This window comes from Shewanella sp. SW1 (assembly GCF_025653545.1).
Classification (GTDB): Bacteria; Pseudomonadota; Gammaproteobacteria; order Enterobacterales; family Shewanellaceae; genus Shewanella; species Shewanella oncorhynchi.
In genome coordinates, this window is sequence record NZ_JAKKSG010000003.1 from 55,147 (window position 1) to 70,531 (window position 15,385).

Genomic DNA, 15,385 nt, shown 5'->3' on the forward strand with positions numbered 1-15,385 from the left:
AAATGCCTGCAACTGGCAAATGAAAAGCAAAATATCTGCAGACATAAAGTATTTAATTGTTAATATACCCAAGCAACCTGAAGATACGATTTCAGAGCGCCTAGGGTGCTTCAATTCAAGGCGCATCAATGACAGAATGTCGGCCACCTTTTGAATTGATGCAACACGGGAGTGGAGTACCCTAGACGCTCCGTCCCGGCGGGTTTTAACGCACTTTATGCTGTGTTGGTTATTTTTAACTTAGCCCACTAGGTCCGCAAATAACCGCCTTGCCTAAAGTGCGTTAAACTCCCGCTGAATCATGCATCTTCAGGTTGTTTGGGTATATACTATGCCAACTAACCCAAGGAGGACGCCCCATGGCCGAAGAAACGATTTTCAGCAAAATTATTCGTCGCGAAATTCCCGCGGATATTCTGTATCAAGATGAACTTGTGACTGCCTTTAGAGACATTTCCCCTAAGGCGCCAACGCATATTTTGATTGTGCCGAATCATTTGATCCCAACGGCGAACGACATGAAAGCCTCTGATGAGCCGGTACTTGGCCGTATGATGACGGTTGCGGCTAAATTGGCGGCTGAAGCGGGTATCGCTAAAGATGGCTACCGACTGATCATGAACTGCAATCAACACGGTGGACAAGAAGTCTATCACATTCATTTCCACCTTGTGGGCGGGGAGCCTCTGGGGCCCATGTTGAGCCAAGGCAAATGAAGGTCAATTCGGATTTTTTCCCGTTGACCCAAATGGCGCAGCGGTTTGTGGATCAATTAGCTCAGTGTCGTCGCCTCGGTTTAACCGTATTGGAGGCGAGTGAGCACCATGTGTTGATTGAGTTGCCCTACAGCACTGAATTAATTGGGTATCCCGATACCGGTGTTATCCATGGCGGGGTGATCACTACTTTAATGGATACCGCGTGTGGCAGTGCAGTCGTGAGCGCTATTTTCCATAAATTCAAATTATTAGAAATATCACCCACGCTCGATTTGCGGGTGGATTACATGAAGCCCGCTCAGCCCCATAAGCCAGTGTTTGGATTTGCTGAATGTTACAAGTTGTCTTCTAATATTGCCTTTACCCGTGCAATTGCTTACCAAGACAGTATCGACGATCCCATCGCCCATGCCGTCGGCTCTTTTATGCGGATAAGCCCTGAAATGGTTGGTGATGCCTTTAGGCAAGCGTTAATGGGTGAAGCCGTGCCTGCGATAGGAGAGAGTGATGAGCGCAAATAATTCGATACTAGATGCAGCCAGTACAACTCAAAACGCACAGGTTAAAGCGCCTATTGATGTGCAAGGTATAGTTAAACGCGCCACTGAACTTAATGATTTTGGCCATTTACTTGAACACGTTCCCTATGCCAAATTTATTGGCATGAAGGTGGAGCGTTTTGGTGATGAACTGATTTTTAAATTGCCCGCTAAAGACGACAATATCGGTAATCCTGTATTGCCCGCTATTCATGGCGGCGTGATTGCGGGCTTTATGGAAATGTCAGCGATAGTGCAGTTAATGGTATTTATGCAAACGGCAAAGGTGCCTAAAGTCGTTGATTTTTCAATCGACTATTTACGTGCAGGTCTGCACAAGGATAGTTTTGCTGAGTGTCGTATTACCCGTCAGGGTCGACGAGTCGCCAACGTGAATATTGATTGTTGGCAAACCAATCGTAAGCAGCTTATTGCTACGGCACGGGCACATTTTTTGATTGATTAATCTGATTAAGTTTAGATTGATGAAGCATGACTGATTCACTATTTTAGATTGAGAATGCTTTATTTAACCTATGTTATTAAGCATGAGTTCAGCACTGTTCGATTAGTTTGTCGTTTAATGGGAAATGATGCGCTAGCTGCGTATTTTGTGGCGTGACTAGGAGAAATATATGAAACAAGTTTATACAGGGTTATTACTGGCCGCAGCGCTTACCTTAGGTGCTTGTGCCTCACATACCGCAGGGATTTCAGTGAGCTCACTGGGTGAAACCCGCGTCGATAACTCCAGCTTTGCCAGAGATATTGCGGTACAGAGTGTGGATGCACGCCGAGTCGGTGATTTCGTGCAGGGCTCAGCGTTGATTGTTAGCAAATCCTCTTCCGATATGCGTGTGCAATATAAATTCACTTGGTACGATGCCAGCGGCTTTACTATCGAAGATGAAGCGACCAGCTGGAAATCTGTGAAATTACATGGTAAACAGCAATTGCAAGTCGGCGCTGTTGCACCTAATGCCCAAGTGGTTAAATTTGATGTATACGTGCGTGAAACCTTTTCAAACTAAGCTTGAGTTTACTTCTGTTTAGTTTATTCCGTGTTTAATTGATTTTTTGATATTAAACCCGTTCTAAAATGGCTTACTTCTTTTAAGGAGTAAGCCTTTTTATTCGTTTTACATCAACTTTCAATGACCTTAAGGTCACTCAAATGTTATTAGCTTTCGTCTTTTTGACATTGAAAGTTGCGATAAATCACCCATTTTTAAGCAAAAAGGTTTACGGCAAGGTGAAATCCGGACTTTAGTCCTAAATACATTTAGTGATTGAGCACTACTATCAGCATATTACCACATGAGGATAGAAAGATGACTGCTCATATTAATGCTCAACCTACTGATTTTGCTGAAACTGTTATTATGCCGGGTGATCCACTCCGTGCTAAATATATCGCTGAAACCTATCTTACCGATGCCGTAGAAGTCACGAATGTTCGCAATATGCTTGGTTACACGGGCTTTTACCAAGGACAGCGCATTTCCGTTATGGGTCATGGTATGGGTATTTCATCTATGGTGCTCTATGGCCATGAGCTGATTAATTATTTTGGCGTGAAACGCATTATTCGTATTGGCAGTTTAGGTGCAACACAAAAACATGTACAAATGCGAGATGTCATTTTAGCCCAAGCCGCAGGCACGGATTCACCTACTAACGCTAAGCGTAGTAGTGGCTACCAAATGGCAACTTCTGCGACCTTTTCTTTATTGCATAAAGCCTATACAACAGCGAATGAGAAAGGCATTAGTGTAAAAGTTGGCAATATCTTTAGTGGTGATCTTTATTACGATCCCGATGAAGATATGATCCCCGCACTTGAACGTTTTGGGGTATTAGGTATTGATATGGAAGTGGCGGGGCTTTATGGATTGTCACACCAACAAGGTATCGAATCATTAGCCATTTTAACGGTATCGGATCATTGTTTAACCGGTGAAGAAACTACGGCCGAAGAACGCCAACTCTCTTTTAATAATATGATCGAGCTCGCGTTAGAAACCGCCCTCAATTAGGTTTAAAGCCATCCTTTGAACCCTTAGCATTTCACTTATGGAATGACATAATGAATAATAAAATTACTTTAACAGCCATCAGTTTTCTCGCCAATTTTATTATGGCGGGCTTTGCGACCCAATTTGGGATGTTGATTGAACCCATAGCTGAGAAATTTGCCGCTAATGTTAACGAAGTTGCATCAATTTTTTCATTGCTTAATGGCGGTGCACTCGCGGGAACGATTGCTGCATTTTTCTTTATTGAAAAAATGGGTATCAAAAGAATGACCTTGATAAGTTACAGTCTGGTTGCTCTTTCTGCTCTGGCTTTACATCTAACCAGTTCCCTACAAGTTGTGATGGTAGCAATGACCTTAATTGGTTTTTGTGGCGGTATCGGTCTATGTATTGCTGGTACGATTGTGGTGTCTGTGTGGCAAGAGAAATTACAAAGCACAATGTTAGTGGTGCAAGATGCAACGTTTAATATTGCAGGCGTTATTTTTCCATTGATAACGACTTATGCATTAACAAATTCATTATCATGGAGTTATAGCTATTTAGCCGTAGGTTTAGTGGCGTTCGGTACAGTCATTATTACCTTGTTCACTCATTTCTCTATTTGCGAGCAATCTTCTACAACACAAGAGAAACAACAGTCTGAATGGAATCTCGGTATTATTAGTGGAGGTATTGGTTTATTTTTAGGAATGTTGGCTTTATATACTTTTTTAACTTGGGCACCTTTATTTGTAAAACAAAAATTTGATATTCCGTTTGAAGATGCCGGTAATATTATTACCCAGTATTGGTCCGCTGCGCTAATTGGGGCGTTAATTTCGACTGTGATTGTGACTCGTGTAAAAATTCACCATTTCTTAGTCGGTATTATTGCTTTAGCTATGGTGATCACCGCTGCCATTGTCAGTACCAATAATCTTAATTGGATAGCTTATTTAACCTATGGTTACGGTTTTGTGTGTGCCGCGCTTTATAATGCATTTATTGCTTATGGCGTGTCTTTTGTAAAAAAAGCCAGCAGCAAAAATGTGTCATATATTCTTATTAGCGGAAGTGCTGGGGCGATGTTTAGCCCAGCCATCAGTTCTTTCTTTGAACGTATTATCGGATTACAAACAGTGATGTATGTGATACCTCTGCTTTACGCAGCGATATTTATGCTATTGATCGTTTCAAGTCGGATGAAATCGGCTATGGAACAACACTCGCCATCCGTAAGTTAATTTACCTGTGCATCCATCCCACACTCGGTTGTTAAATTAAGTCGAGTGTGGGTTATGTTGAAAGCGGTTATATACCTGCTTCAACAAATTTCTTGAGTGCGTTGAGATTACAAATCCGAATGCCATCTTTTTTCCGCTCAATTAAGCCTCGTTCCTCAAGATTTTGTAGCGCCCGACGGTAGACTCGGTCGGTAGTGCCAAATCGTTCAGCCTCTAAATAACGTTTACTAAAGCCATCTACGGGCAAGTCATTTAAGTATTCATGGTAAATATCAAATGCCACGTTATAACTGATGGGATAGAGCAGTCGCCGAGTAAAAATATCCACTGTGTCTTGGTAGTCAATCGCAATTGCACTAGCGAAAAATAGCGCGAGTTGAGGGTGTTGACCGAGGCAATGTTGCAGTTTTTCAGCGCTAATCAACATGATTTCTAAGGGTTCACTGGCAATAATGTCTAGTTGACAATGGTACTGGGTGAAGAACTCCATTTCGCCAAACAGCTGTGAATCACAATCAATAGTACCTAATTGAAAACACCGACCATTTCTCGCGGTATGGCCGAGTGATACGCGACCTTGCTTCACCAATACAAGTGATGCCATCGCTTCCCCCTGCGTCATGAGGTGAGCGCCTTTTTTGAGCATTTTTATTTCGCTGATGCAGCTAAGTACAACCGCTTCAATAAGTGGATAGTCTTGCTCCCATCGCTGGCTATAACGTCCTTTCGATAAAGGTTTTAGCTGCATCGACTATGATCCTCTTACTGTGTTCGAAATTGCGACCTTCTATAGCATTATCATGATAGGCGGTCAAATGGACGAAAGGATTTAGGCGGCTACTAAAGATATTTTCATCATACGGACTGAAGGGCAGTGGTTTTCGCGACATTTAATTGAATCGCAGAGATAAGAGTGCCCACTTTTTATTTCCGTCATGTATACTAGGCGCCGCCAAGGGGTGTTTGTTGTGCATTAATGTTACTCTGATTTTAACGTTAACGGCTGCAAACTGAGATGTCATCTGACGAACCCTTAGAACCTGATCCGGCTAATACCGGCGTAGGAATGGGCCAATCAACAGCACACTTCTGAATCGCTTATTCGTTGCCGGATCTCAAACATTATATTTGAGGTCCTATGTCAAACCGTAAAACGTCAAACCATCAATCTCCATTTTCAACCGTATCGCCAAGCTTATTTTTAGCCCGAGCGCCGCTGGCGTTAGCCATCGCCGCAGCGCTGAGCACCCCTGTTTTTGCACAAACCGACGCTATCGATAAACCCGATCCCAGCACTGAGATGGAAGTCATGGTGGTGACGGCGGATTTTCGCAGTTCAAGCTTAGAAAAAATGCCCTCCAGCATTACCGTTATCGACAGTCAAAAAATTCAAGATGAAAGTGCGCAACACTTTGAAGATCTGCTTAATTCTATCGCCAATTTTAACTGGTCAGGTGGAAGCTCTCGGCCGAAATATTTTCAAATTCGCGGTGTAGGGGAGCAGGAGCAATACCAAGGCGCACCTAATTCTTCCGTGGGTTACATCATAGATGATATCGATTTATCCGGTATTGGCATGGTGTCGAGCATGTACGATTTACAGCAGGTCGAAGTGCTTCGTGGACCGCAGGGGACGCGTTATGGCGCGAATGCCTTAGCGGGATTGATTTATCTGAAGAGTAACGATCCAACTGATGTGTTTGAGCATGGCGGCGAAGTGTCGTTAGGCGATGATGATTTACGCACTTTTAGTGGTTTCAGTTCTGGCCCATTAACGGATTCTGGCAAGCTGCTTTATCGTGTGTCAATGCAGCAACATCAGCAAAATGGTTACCACGATAACTTGTATTTAGACCGTGATGATACAAATGGTCGCGATGAATTCAGCGGCCGCGCTAAGCTGCGCTGGTATGCGACAGATGATTTGCAGTTTGATTTAACTGTGCTGCATGCCGATTTTGATAATGGCTATGATGTCTGGAGTTTAACCAATTCACCAACCCAGACAACATCGGATCAACCGGGTGTTGATAGCCAGCGCACCACAGGCGCGGGTTTTAAAGCGATCTATTCCGGCGCAGAAAACTTCGAATTAACTTCGTTAACCTCTTTTGCGAATACCGATCACCATTACAGTTACGATGGTGATTGGGCTAACTCAGAATATTGGGCCTCTAAGCAATGCAATGATGACAATGGCAATCTGGCGCCGTGTCAATACGATTATTTTTGGGATAAAACGGGTCAGCGTAAAACCGTGTCGCAAGAGTTTCGCTTAAGTTCTACCGAGCAGGGCCGTATTTTTGCAGAAAGTACTGATTGGTTGCTTGGTGTGTATGCCATGAATCTGAAAGAAGATAACCAATTGTATTCTGAGTACAATACTTCGCTAGATGAAGTCTTAGACTCAGAGTATGAGGCGACAAACTATGCACTGTTTGGCCAGCTTGATACGGATTTGGGCTCAAATTATGCTTTATCTGTGGGTCTACGTTTAGAGCGTCGCAACAGTCATTACTCTGATACGAATAACGATAATTTCGACCCGAGCGAAACCATGTGGGGCGGTCATATTGCTGTGAGTAAAGTGCTGAACGACTCACACAATGCTTATATCCGAGTCGCACGCGGTTACAAGGCGGGCGGTTTCAACATGACTTTGCCCGTCGAATTGAACGATAAAAAAGAGTTTAGTACTGAGACGCTCTATAACTATGAAATCGGCCTTAAATCCCATTGGTTAGCGGGACTTATCGATACTAATTTGGCGCTGTTCTATATGGACAGACAAGATCAACAGGTGGCTGCATCACAGCAAGATCCCGATAAACCACAGCGTTTTATCTTGTTCACTGAAAATGCAGGCAGTTCGAATAACTATGGCGCTGAGTTAGATGCAACCTGGTATGCCACCGATAATCTGCAAGTTTACTCAAGCTTAGGTTGGTTAGAAACGGCCTACGGTGACTACCAGTATCAGGATAAATATGGCACTGAGGTGGATTTAACTGGCCGCGATCTTGCCCATTCTCCACATCTTACCTACAGCCTTGGCGGGACTTATCGTGCCAATTCGGGTTGGTTTGCTAACCTGAATCTTAGCGGTAAGAGTGAATTCTATTATTCAGACAGCAATGAATCCCGCTCTGAACCCTACACTATCGTCAATGCCCGCGTAGGTTATGAGGCGAGCGCATGGTCGGCATATTTATGGGGACGCAATCTGTTTAATGAAGAATACGGTGTGCGTGGCTTCTATTTTGGCAATGAGCCAGATAACGGTTGGGCGGAAAAGCAATATATTCGTTACGGCGATCCGCGTCAGATTGGCGTAACCTTTAACGTTAAGTTTATGTAATAGCTCATTTTAAAATGAGCATAATCATTTAAGTGTTAACTGAACTGTAGCCCAGTATTTGGGCTACAGCCTTACTTCAGAATATCAAGGAATTAAAATGAAACTGACCGCAGAAATTAGCATGTATCCCTTTAATGAAAATTACCTCGATCCTATCAAGTGGTTTATTGGCCGCGTGGATAGCTATCCCAATATCGAGCGCGTGACTAATGCGATGGCTACTCAAGTGTGCGGCGATTATTTAGATGTGATGACTATGCTGGCGACTGAGATGCAAGCGGCCCATGAGAAGTGGGGCAAGGCAGTATTTGTGTGTAAGTTTATCGGTGGTGAGCTGAATTTAGCCCACAGCGAATAATGATTGACCGCCATGTAAGCGACATATAGGCAATGAGAACAACACTATGACAGATTTATGGTTAACCTTGGTCGAGAGCGTTAATACGGCCTTTGGTGAAGTCCATGTGATGACCGTATGGGAAGCCCTCGCGGTATTGTTGGCGATGGCATATTTACTGCTGGCGATGAAGGCCAGTGTGTGGTGCTGGGCGGCGGCCTTTGCCAGTACCGCCATTTACACTGTGTTGTTTTGGAAGGTGTCGCTACTGATGGAGTCTGTGCTTAACGTCTATTACATGGCGATGGCGCTCTATGGATATTGGCTCTGGACCCAAGGTGGTGATAAGCATCAAGGCGTAAAAGTGACCACTTGGCCATTGAAAACCCATTTAAAGTTGATCGCAGCGACGGGCGTGATTTCGCTTTTGGTTGGTCACGGTATGGCGACGTATACCCAAGCCGCATTCCCGTATCTAGATGCGGCGACAACCTGTTTCGCCGTGATGACGACTTATTTAGTAGCAAAAAAGGTACTTGAGAATTGGCTTTATTGGGTGGTTATTGACATAGTGTCGATTTACCTTTATCTCAGCAAAGGCTTGATGCTGACATCCTTGTTATTCGTGCTTTATGTGGGTCTGGCGGTCGTGGGGTATTTCCTGTGGCGAACCGCGTTAGCCGATGCCCGTGAAGCTAATACCTTGAAGTTACTCAGTTAATGCTCGATATAAACGCCTCGATGCAACGCTCAGCAGGCGAGCCATTCAAAGCACTTTACCCCATACTCAAAAGTGCTGGGCTAGTTAACGTGTTAAGTATTCATGAGCTTGCGGGCGGCTTAAGTAATCATAATTATAAAATCACTACGCCCACAGGCAGTTATGTTCTGCGGGTGAATGCCGATGCGGCGGACAGTTTTTGCAACCGCCAGCAGGAGCGTTTTTACTGGCAGCAATTGGCTCAAGCTAAACTTGCTCCTGAACTGTTGTGGGTGAGCGAAGATGAGCGTTATTACCTCAGTGATTTTATTGAAAGTGATTATATTGAAAGTGACGATATTGAAAACGAAGGCTTAATCCACTGGCCAGCGTTAGAGCGCCAAACGAGTGCTGCTGATTTTGTGCTGGGGCAATCGACGTTTAATTATTTACAGTATCCGGCAGCAGAACAAGAAACGCATCCTAACCAAGCCCATTGTTTGCTATTGGCGTTATTGCTGCAATTACGCGATCTGCCTACAGGGCCTTATGATATTAGTATCACTGAGCAGTGGCAGGAATATCACCAGCAAATGCTTGCCTATCAGGCTTCTGCAACATTTCGTGAGCCAGTATTAAGGCGAGCTGTGCCATTGAAGCAGGGTAGTGATATTGGTTATAGCAATACTCGTGATTGGAATGAGCGGGTGGCTAAGCTGCTTGCAATTCAAATCGAAATTAAACATTGGTGTGATGAGTTAGCAGCCTGCATAATCAAGCCGCAGTTTTGCCATCGCGATCTTAATCCCCATAATTTGTTACTTAAAAATAACCGCTTGTGTTGTATTGATTTTGAGTATGCGACGGCGTCGCATCCACTGTGTGAGTTGGCTGTAGTGTTAGCGACACATGCGTTAACGCCCTATCAGCAAAGTGTGTTGGTGAAACAGTATCTGAGTGGACATCCTTATGTTACTGCACAAGCCGTAACGGCAGTGCCTGCTGCCATTGACATGTATTGGGTATTTGCTTGCTACTGGGCATTATTGATGGCAGCGCAAACAGAACCCAGTCGTAGCGCCGACTACCTTGCTTGGTTTGATTGCTTCTGGCCGCTGATCACCCCCAAATAGTCATTATTGCGTGTGCTTAGTTTCCATCTGATGATAATGGCTCATTCCCTTATGGCATTGACCGCGCTATGGTGGGACATGCGGGTAGAACATACTGAAAACCTTTATTAGACAAACTTGTTTGATATAAAAAGCAACTTTATATAGTCTCAAGCGTCTTATTAGCAACAATTCTAGGATGGATTATTCAGTATGAAAAAAGGCGTGATGCTACTTGTGTGTCTCTTAGGCTTAAGCGCCTGCTCCACTAAATTCAGTTACCATTTCCTCGACTGGGCCATCGGCTGGGAGCAAGAGGATTATGTTACCTTAGATAAATCTCAGCAAAAGGCATTTGATGCCCTCATTGAAAAATTTGTCATTTGGCACCAATCCAAAGAGTTAGCTCATTATGTGGTGCAATTGACCGAAGTCGAAGGCCTCATAAAAACCAATACGTTAACGCCAGTGCTATGGGCAGACCATGTGAATATTGCTAAGCGGCATTGGTTTCGATTGTTTGAGTTCGCCTTGCCCGAGCTTCTACCTATTATAATGTCTTTGTCCGATGAACAGGTGAAGCAGATCCTCACAAAATTACGGGAGGAAGAGCAGGAGCTCGTTAAAGAATTTGCGGGAAAAACCCCTGAACAGTTACAAAAAGATGCCGATGAAAACCTTCAAACCCAATTTGATGATTGGCTTGGAAGTGTAACTGCGGAGCAAAAAGTGCTTATTCACCAATATAATCAACAGCGTTTATCTACCTTAGATATGTGGCTTGAGTACAGGCACGAATGGTTACGCCAGTTTGAGGTTGCACTGGGTCAGCGTGCCGATAAAGCATTATTAACCGAGCGTTTAACCTTGCTGATGACGCAGCCCGATGAGCTTAAGTCAGAACAACATAAAGTGTTTTTACGTAAAAATACTGAGGCATTTGGGACTTTGCTGTTGGCAATGAATGCGAGCTTATCGGAGCAGCAGTCTAAGCATTTTTATAAAAAGTTAGGTGGACTCATTCAAGATCTCAAGGAACTGAATCAGGAAGCGATTGAAAAAGAAGCCTAGGCCATGAAAGATTTATTACCTTGCTAGGGTCTATTCCTGCAAGCCAATAAATCAGCCTACTAACGACTAAATAGAGACCTTATGCCACTCGTATCCCTTTATCAGAAACTGCTCAATATGAGCCGCTATTTCGAAGGCTTAGCACCATTAGCCCTTAGGATTTACCTTGCACCTGTGTTAATACAAGCAGGCTATAACAAGCTCGCTCACTTTGAAGATACGGTTGCTTGGTTTGCCAATCCCGATTGGGGCTTAGGTCTGCCAATGCCGGCGTTAATGGCAGGACTGGCGGCGGGAACTGAGTTCTTTGGCGCTATCTTGTTACTGCTTGGGCTCGCGACGCGACTGATTTCAATCCCTTTAATGATCACTATGCTGGTCGCCGCATTGACTGTGCATTGGCCAAATGGTTGGTTAGCGATTGCCGATGGTAGTTCTTGGCTAGCCAACGACAGAGTGCTTGAGGCAGGGGATAAACTGATAAAAGCCAAAGAGTTATTGCAGGAGCACGGTAACTATGACTGGCTGACCAGTTCAGGTAATTTTGCTGTGCTTAATAATGGTATTGAGTTTGCGATCACCTATTTTATTATGTTGCTGGCGCTTTTTACCTTAGGCGGTGGTCGTTACACTAGCCTAGATTATTTCATCGCTAAGCGCTGTGGGATTAAGTAAGCTTTTCTTAAACGGGCCCAATTGTTAACTGCATCAGATTTTCAAGCGCATTTAATTTTGCAGCCCACTCGATTGTTAAGTGCACTCAACAAGTTAAATCCCACTCAAGCGGTGGGATTTTTTTATGCCTCTTTGTCAGCAATTTGCTATGCTTGAGCGCAATTTATATCGAACTAGGATAAGAACTTGGACGCTATTGAACTTTTACTCACTCGCCAATCAACCCCACGATTAACTGCTCCTGCTCCAGATGCGAGTCAATTAAAAATCATCTTAGATGCTGCCATTCGTGTGCCAGATCATGGCGCCTTAGCGCCATGGGAATTTATTATTGCCGCAGGACAAGGGTTAGAGACCTTGGCAGATATCTTTGTTGAGGCAGCGAAAGCGAACGGCGCCGATGAGGATTTTGTCAATAAAGCTAAGGGTATGCCAATGCGTGCGCCTATGGTGATTACTGTCGTGGCGAAAACGCAGCAACATTCCAAAGTCCCCGTACTTGAACAGCTCATTGCAGCGGGTTGCGCGACCATGGCGATGCAGCAGGCTGCCTTCGCCTTAGGTTTAGGTGCCGTGTGGCGTACAGGGGATTTTGCCTTTGATGCGAATGTGAATGTTGCTTTAGGTCTTGAGCCACACGATCAAATTGTCGGCTTTTTGTATGTGGGGACGCCAGCCGTTACCGCTCCCAAGAAACCGCAAAAGGACGGCAGTCAGTACGTCCGTTATTTATAAATCCGCCTCTTTTTTTAGTGGAGAAATTCTATGCAAGTTGCGCGTACTCCTAGACTCATCCTGCGGCAGTTAACCCCAGCCGACGCTTCTTTTATGTTAGTCTTGCTCAATAGCCAAGGCTTTATAGAGAATATCGGGGATAGAGGAGTACGCACACTTGTGCAGGCTAAGGATTATATCGTCAATGGACCGATGAAAAGTTATGCCGAGTGCGGTTTTGGTTTTTATGCTGTAGTGCTCGCCGAGAATGGATTCACTATTGGCATCTGCGGTTTAATCAAACGGCCGACACTGGACAATGTCGATATAGGCTATGCTTTTTTGCCGCAATATTGGGGCAAGGGCTATGCATTCGAAGCGGCTAAAGCCGCTTTTGACTTAGGTAAAAGTTTAGGTATTGAGCGTATTGTCGCGATTGTTAGCAGTCATAATAGTGCTTCAAAAGCTTTGCTGAACAAACTTGGATTACACTTTGAGCGTTGTTTGCAGCTTAGTGATCATGATGCGCCTGTTGAACTGTTTGGTTAATGTTAACGTGTTGTTTGTATAGGTTTTTATTTTATTGTAATTCCGTCTTCTTTATTCTAGAATTTCGCAAAATTTATCGTTGAGATATGGCAATCATATCTCTTATCGACGCCCCTCGAAAATCAGGCTCACTTAATCCCTCCTTGAGCCCTTGAGTACAGCAAAAGCGTAGCCCTTTTTTGGATGTAGCATAATGGTTTCGCAATTAAGTGAAGCAATGCTGGACGTGATCGCTGATGCCTTGGTAGACAAAGGCTATATCTTTTTATCTGACTTAGTTCCTTCCTGTATTAGCCAAGTACTATTGGAAAAAATTCAATCAACTGAAATATATGAATTAAAAGCTGCCTCTATTGGTCGAGGTTCTGAACAGCACTTAAATCCAGACATTCGTCGTGACAGAATACAGTGGCTAGAAGAGCAAAATGAGCCCGATGCCCAGTATCTTGAGTTGATGACACAACTCAAAAATGGCTTGAATCGTCGCTTGTTTATGGGCTTATTCGATTATGAAAGCCACTATGCGGTATATCAGCCTGGGGCCTTTTATAAAAAACATGTTGATGCGCTAAAAGGCAGCCAAAATCGTATTTTAACCACAGTGTTTTTCTTAAATCCTGACTGGAAAGCGGCAGATTGTGGTGAGTTGATTATCTATGATGAAGCCGATATTGAGATTGAGCGCATCGCGCCTAAAATGGGCCATTTTGTGATTTTCCTCAGTGAGCGTTTTCCCCATGAAGTGACTAAAACCTTGGCCCAGCGTAATAGCATTGCGGGCTGGTTTAGGGTCAGTAACAGCGTGCATGGTTTTTAGCTTTAGCTTTTAACTTCACCAGATAACAAACGCCTAAATGCTGCCCACAGGTTTAGGTGTTTTTGCTCTCGATTGCCGCTTTTGGTCATCGTCATCATCAATCATCAATCACCAATCACCAATCACTTATCGCGACTGCGCAATGTCATTGGCTATTTCTCGGATATTGATTGGCCATATCACGGCGTGTTCTTCCGCAGCAGTATTTATTCCAACCTGTTTTAACTGCCTTCTACTCATTTTTTCAATTTTTTTTACATTCTTAAGCTTTAGGTAATCTAAGCCGCCGACAATGGAATGAATTTGTCCAATCATGCTGAAAATAGGGTATTTTTTTATTCTCGTTTAATGTTAGGCTAGATAAAAACGTGCGCTACAACACACTTTTCTATCATCTAACGGAGGCGATACTGTGGGCTGTGAAGATAACTTAGGTTGTTTAAGTGGTGAGCATATTGTACTTGAGCCCTTATCTTTGTCCCATGTGGCGGCATTGAGTCTCGCCGTTACAGATGGTCAACTTTGGCGTTTATGGTTTACCAGTGTCCCTGAGCCAACTGAGATGAAGCTCTATGTGGCTAAAGCACTCGAAGAAAAAGCGCGGGGCCTGAGTTTTCCCTTTGCGGTGCGGGATAGAGTGTCAGGGGAAATCGTCGGATGCACGCGAATTTGCAACTGGGAGTCTGATAATCGTCGTCTTGAGATTGGATACACTTGGTATGCTAAACGTGCCCAGCGCACTGGGATTAATACTGAAGCTAAACTGCTGTTATTGACCTTTGCTTTTGAAACCTTAGACGCCATTGCCGTTGAGTTCCGTACTCACTGGCATAATCAAGCTTCGAGACAAGCCATTGCAAGACTGGGCGCTAAGCAAGATGGTGTATTGCGAAATCATAAGATTCTTAAGGACGGCACTATCCGCGATACCGTGGTGTATTCCATTATTGATACCGAGTGGCCAACGGTGAAAAACAGTCTGCAATTTCGATTGCGACAACGACCGCCAACACTCTAATGATAAATAGGAAAGGCCCATGGCAAGCATTATAACTCGAGTAGATGTGACTCATGTCCATGAGGTTGCAGTGTTATTCAATGAGTACCGACAGTTTTATGGGCGTAGGGATGATCTCGCGGCTGCGGAGCAGTTTATTCATTCAAGAGTGTCAGATGGCTCATCAGTGATATTTATAGCCAAAGATAATCAAGGGCTTGGATTAGGTTTTGTTCAAATGTATCCCAGTTTTTCATCGTTACGCTTGGCCCCTATGTTGATCCTCAATGATGTGTATGTGACTCAACATGCCCGATGTGTCGGTATTGGGCGGGCGTTAGTGCTACAGGCCGCCAGTTATGCCAAAGCGCATAATATGAGTTATTTGATGTTAGAAACACAGCAAAAAAACCAGCGCGCGCAGGGCTTGTATGAAGGTTTAGGGTTTGTGCGTAACCAAGATTTTTATATCTACGAACTTGAGCTCCACCGAGGGCTTGAGTAGGTTTATTTATGGCGATTAAAAGGAAAAGTA

At 44.0% G+C, this 15,385-nt stretch carries 18 protein-coding genes and 1 riboswitch; of the genes, 17 read left to right on the top strand and 1 reads right to left on the bottom strand.

The genetic code is table 11. The features are described from left to right. The first annotated feature begins 359 nt into the window (after nucleotides 1-359). The 6 genes from hinT (at nucleotide 360) to tsgA (ending at nucleotide 4,520) form a co-directional block, all read left to right on the top strand. Nucleotides 360-716: a purine nucleoside phosphoramidase gene (gene hinT, locus L5M71_RS03475; RefSeq protein WP_006081303.1), complete on the top strand. Its 357-nt coding sequence runs from the start codon at nucleotides 360-362 to the stop codon at nucleotides 714-716. After that, nucleotides 713-1,240, top strand: a complete 528-nt coding sequence (locus L5M71_RS03480; RefSeq protein ID WP_028760303.1) for a PaaI family thioesterase — start codon at nucleotides 713-715, stop codon at nucleotides 1,238-1,240. Before hinT ends, L5M71_RS03480 begins: the two co-directional genes overlap by 4 nt. Continuing rightward, nucleotides 1,227-1,724, top strand: a complete 498-nt coding sequence (locus tag L5M71_RS03485) for a PaaI family thioesterase (RefSeq protein ID WP_168823948.1) — start codon at nucleotides 1,227-1,229, stop codon at nucleotides 1,722-1,724. Before L5M71_RS03480 ends, L5M71_RS03485 begins: the two co-directional genes overlap by 14 nt. 169 nt (nucleotides 1,725-1,893) lie before the next feature. Next, nucleotides 1,894-2,289, top strand: coding sequence for a YcfL family protein (locus L5M71_RS03490; protein WP_263166519.1), 396 nt, complete (start codon nucleotides 1,894-1,896; stop codon nucleotides 2,287-2,289). Between the two features lie 300 nt (nucleotides 2,290-2,589). Further along, nucleotides 2,590-3,294, top strand: a complete 705-nt coding sequence (gene deoD / locus L5M71_RS03495) for a purine-nucleoside phosphorylase (protein WP_012196924.1) — start codon at nucleotides 2,590-2,592, stop codon at nucleotides 3,292-3,294. Nucleotides 3,295-3,344: 50 nt separating this feature from the next. Continuing rightward, complete coding sequence (tsgA, locus tag L5M71_RS03500; RefSeq protein ID WP_219252759.1) at nucleotides 3,345-4,520, top strand: MFS transporter TsgA; 1,176 nt, start codon at nucleotides 3,345-3,347, stop codon at nucleotides 4,518-4,520. Nucleotides 4,521-4,587: 67 nt separating this feature from the next. Here the strand turns inward: tsgA and L5M71_RS03505 are convergent, their stop codons facing one another. Next, nucleotides 4,588-5,268: a Crp/Fnr family transcriptional regulator gene (locus L5M71_RS03505; RefSeq protein WP_263205489.1), complete on the bottom strand. Its 681-nt coding sequence runs from the start codon at nucleotides 5,266-5,268 to the stop codon at nucleotides 4,588-4,590. Between the two features lie 197 nt (nucleotides 5,269-5,465). Beyond that, nucleotides 5,466-5,604, top strand: a riboswitch (TPP riboswitch). Between the two features lie 54 nt (nucleotides 5,605-5,658). Here L5M71_RS03505 and L5M71_RS03510 point away from each other — a divergent pair. The 11 genes from L5M71_RS03510 (at nucleotide 5,659) to L5M71_RS03560 (ending at nucleotide 15,355) form a co-directional block, all read left to right on the top strand. After that, complete coding sequence (locus L5M71_RS03510) at nucleotides 5,659-7,878, top strand: TonB-dependent receptor (protein ID WP_263205487.1); 2,220 nt, start codon at nucleotides 5,659-5,661, stop codon at nucleotides 7,876-7,878. A 97-nt stretch (nucleotides 7,879-7,975) separates the two neighbouring features. Beyond that, entirely contained in the window at nucleotides 7,976-8,236 is a 261-nt protein-coding gene (locus tag L5M71_RS03515; protein WP_028760297.1) for a hypothetical protein, read from the top strand. Nucleotides 8,237-8,282: 46 nt separating this feature from the next. Continuing rightward, on the top strand, nucleotides 8,283-8,936 hold the full coding sequence (gene pnuC, locus L5M71_RS03520; RefSeq protein ID WP_028760296.1) for a nicotinamide riboside transporter PnuC: 654 nt from the start codon (nucleotides 8,283-8,285) through the stop codon (nucleotides 8,934-8,936). Continuing rightward, entirely contained in the window at nucleotides 8,936-10,048 is a 1,113-nt protein-coding gene (locus L5M71_RS03525) for a phosphotransferase (RefSeq protein ID WP_263205485.1), read from the top strand. The genes pnuC and L5M71_RS03525 overlap by 1 nt, the downstream gene beginning before the upstream one ends. Nucleotides 10,049-10,240: 192 nt before the next feature. Then, complete coding sequence (locus tag L5M71_RS03530; protein ID WP_113938746.1) at nucleotides 10,241-11,098, top strand: DUF6279 family lipoprotein; 858 nt, start codon at nucleotides 10,241-10,243, stop codon at nucleotides 11,096-11,098. An 81-nt stretch (nucleotides 11,099-11,179) separates the two neighbouring features. Beyond that, nucleotides 11,180-11,773 carry a DoxX family protein gene (locus L5M71_RS03535; protein ID WP_263179633.1) on the top strand — a complete coding sequence of 198 codons (594 nt, stop codon included), beginning with the start codon at nucleotides 11,180-11,182 and terminating at the stop codon, nucleotides 11,771-11,773. A 186-nt stretch (nucleotides 11,774-11,959) separates the two neighbouring features. After that, nucleotides 11,960-12,508 (top strand): NAD(P)H nitroreductase, encoded by a 549-nt coding sequence (locus tag L5M71_RS03540; protein ID WP_263179632.1) that lies wholly within the window; start codon nucleotides 11,960-11,962, stop codon nucleotides 12,506-12,508. A gap of 30 nt (nucleotides 12,509-12,538) precedes the next feature. After that, the gene (locus tag L5M71_RS03545; RefSeq protein WP_131525839.1) at nucleotides 12,539-13,036 is read left to right on the top strand and encodes a GNAT family N-acetyltransferase; all 498 of its coding nucleotides are present in this window, start codon (nucleotides 12,539-12,541) and stop codon (nucleotides 13,034-13,036) included. Between the two features lie 193 nt (nucleotides 13,037-13,229). Continuing rightward, nucleotides 13,230-13,853, top strand: a complete 624-nt coding sequence (locus L5M71_RS03550) for a 2OG-Fe(II) oxygenase (RefSeq protein ID WP_028760290.1) — start codon at nucleotides 13,230-13,232, stop codon at nucleotides 13,851-13,853. A gap of 412 nt (nucleotides 13,854-14,265) precedes the next feature. Continuing rightward, nucleotides 14,266-14,871 (top strand): GNAT family N-acetyltransferase, encoded by a 606-nt coding sequence (locus tag L5M71_RS03555; protein WP_131525840.1) that lies wholly within the window; start codon nucleotides 14,266-14,268, stop codon nucleotides 14,869-14,871. Nucleotides 14,872-14,890: 19 nt separating this feature from the next. Continuing rightward, complete coding sequence (locus tag L5M71_RS03560) at nucleotides 14,891-15,355, top strand: GNAT family N-acetyltransferase (protein ID WP_028760288.1); 465 nt, start codon at nucleotides 14,891-14,893, stop codon at nucleotides 15,353-15,355. Nucleotides 15,356-15,385: the final 30 nt, after the last annotated feature.

Bases quoted from the DNA above. Each gene is read 5' to 3' on its own strand.
- L5M71_RS03510 (WP_263205487.1), top strand. From the start codon at position 5,659: ATGTCAAACCGTAAAACGTCAAACCATCAATCTCCATTTTCAACCGTA.
- L5M71_RS03530 (WP_113938746.1), top strand. From the start codon at position 10,241: ATGAAAAAAGGCGTGATGCTACTTGTGTGTCTCTTAGGCTTAAGCGCC.
- L5M71_RS03550 (WP_028760290.1), top strand. From the start codon at position 13,230: ATGGTTTCGCAATTAAGTGAAGCAATGCTGGACGTGATCGCTGATGCC.
- L5M71_RS03490 (WP_263166519.1), top strand. From the start codon at position 1,894: ATGAAACAAGTTTATACAGGGTTATTACTGGCCGCAGCGCTTACCTTA.
- L5M71_RS03515 (WP_028760297.1), top strand. From the start codon at position 7,976: ATGAAACTGACCGCAGAAATTAGCATGTATCCCTTTAATGAAAATTAC.
- tsgA (WP_219252759.1), top strand. From the start codon at position 3,345: ATGAATAATAAAATTACTTTAACAGCCATCAGTTTTCTCGCCAATTTT.
- L5M71_RS03480 (WP_028760303.1), top strand. From the start codon at position 713: ATGAAGGTCAATTCGGATTTTTTCCCGTTGACCCAAATGGCGCAGCGG.
- pnuC (WP_028760296.1), top strand. From the start codon at position 8,283: ATGACAGATTTATGGTTAACCTTGGTCGAGAGCGTTAATACGGCCTTT.
- L5M71_RS03560 (WP_028760288.1), top strand. From the start codon at position 14,891: ATGGCAAGCATTATAACTCGAGTAGATGTGACTCATGTCCATGAGGTT.
- hinT (WP_006081303.1), top strand. From the start codon at position 360: ATGGCCGAAGAAACGATTTTCAGCAAAATTATTCGTCGCGAAATTCCC.
- L5M71_RS03525 (WP_263205485.1), top strand. From the start codon at position 8,936: ATGCTCGATATAAACGCCTCGATGCAACGCTCAGCAGGCGAGCCATTC.
- L5M71_RS03535 (WP_263179633.1), top strand. From the start codon at position 11,180: ATGCCACTCGTATCCCTTTATCAGAAACTGCTCAATATGAGCCGCTAT.
- L5M71_RS03545 (WP_131525839.1), top strand. From the start codon at position 12,539: ATGCAAGTTGCGCGTACTCCTAGACTCATCCTGCGGCAGTTAACCCCA.
- L5M71_RS03505 (WP_263205489.1), bottom strand. From the start codon at position 5,268: ATGCAGCTAAAACCTTTATCGAAAGGACGTTATAGCCAGCGATGGGAG.
- deoD (WP_012196924.1), top strand. From the start codon at position 2,590: ATGACTGCTCATATTAATGCTCAACCTACTGATTTTGCTGAAACTGTT.
- L5M71_RS03485 (WP_168823948.1), top strand. From the start codon at position 1,227: ATGAGCGCAAATAATTCGATACTAGATGCAGCCAGTACAACTCAAAAC.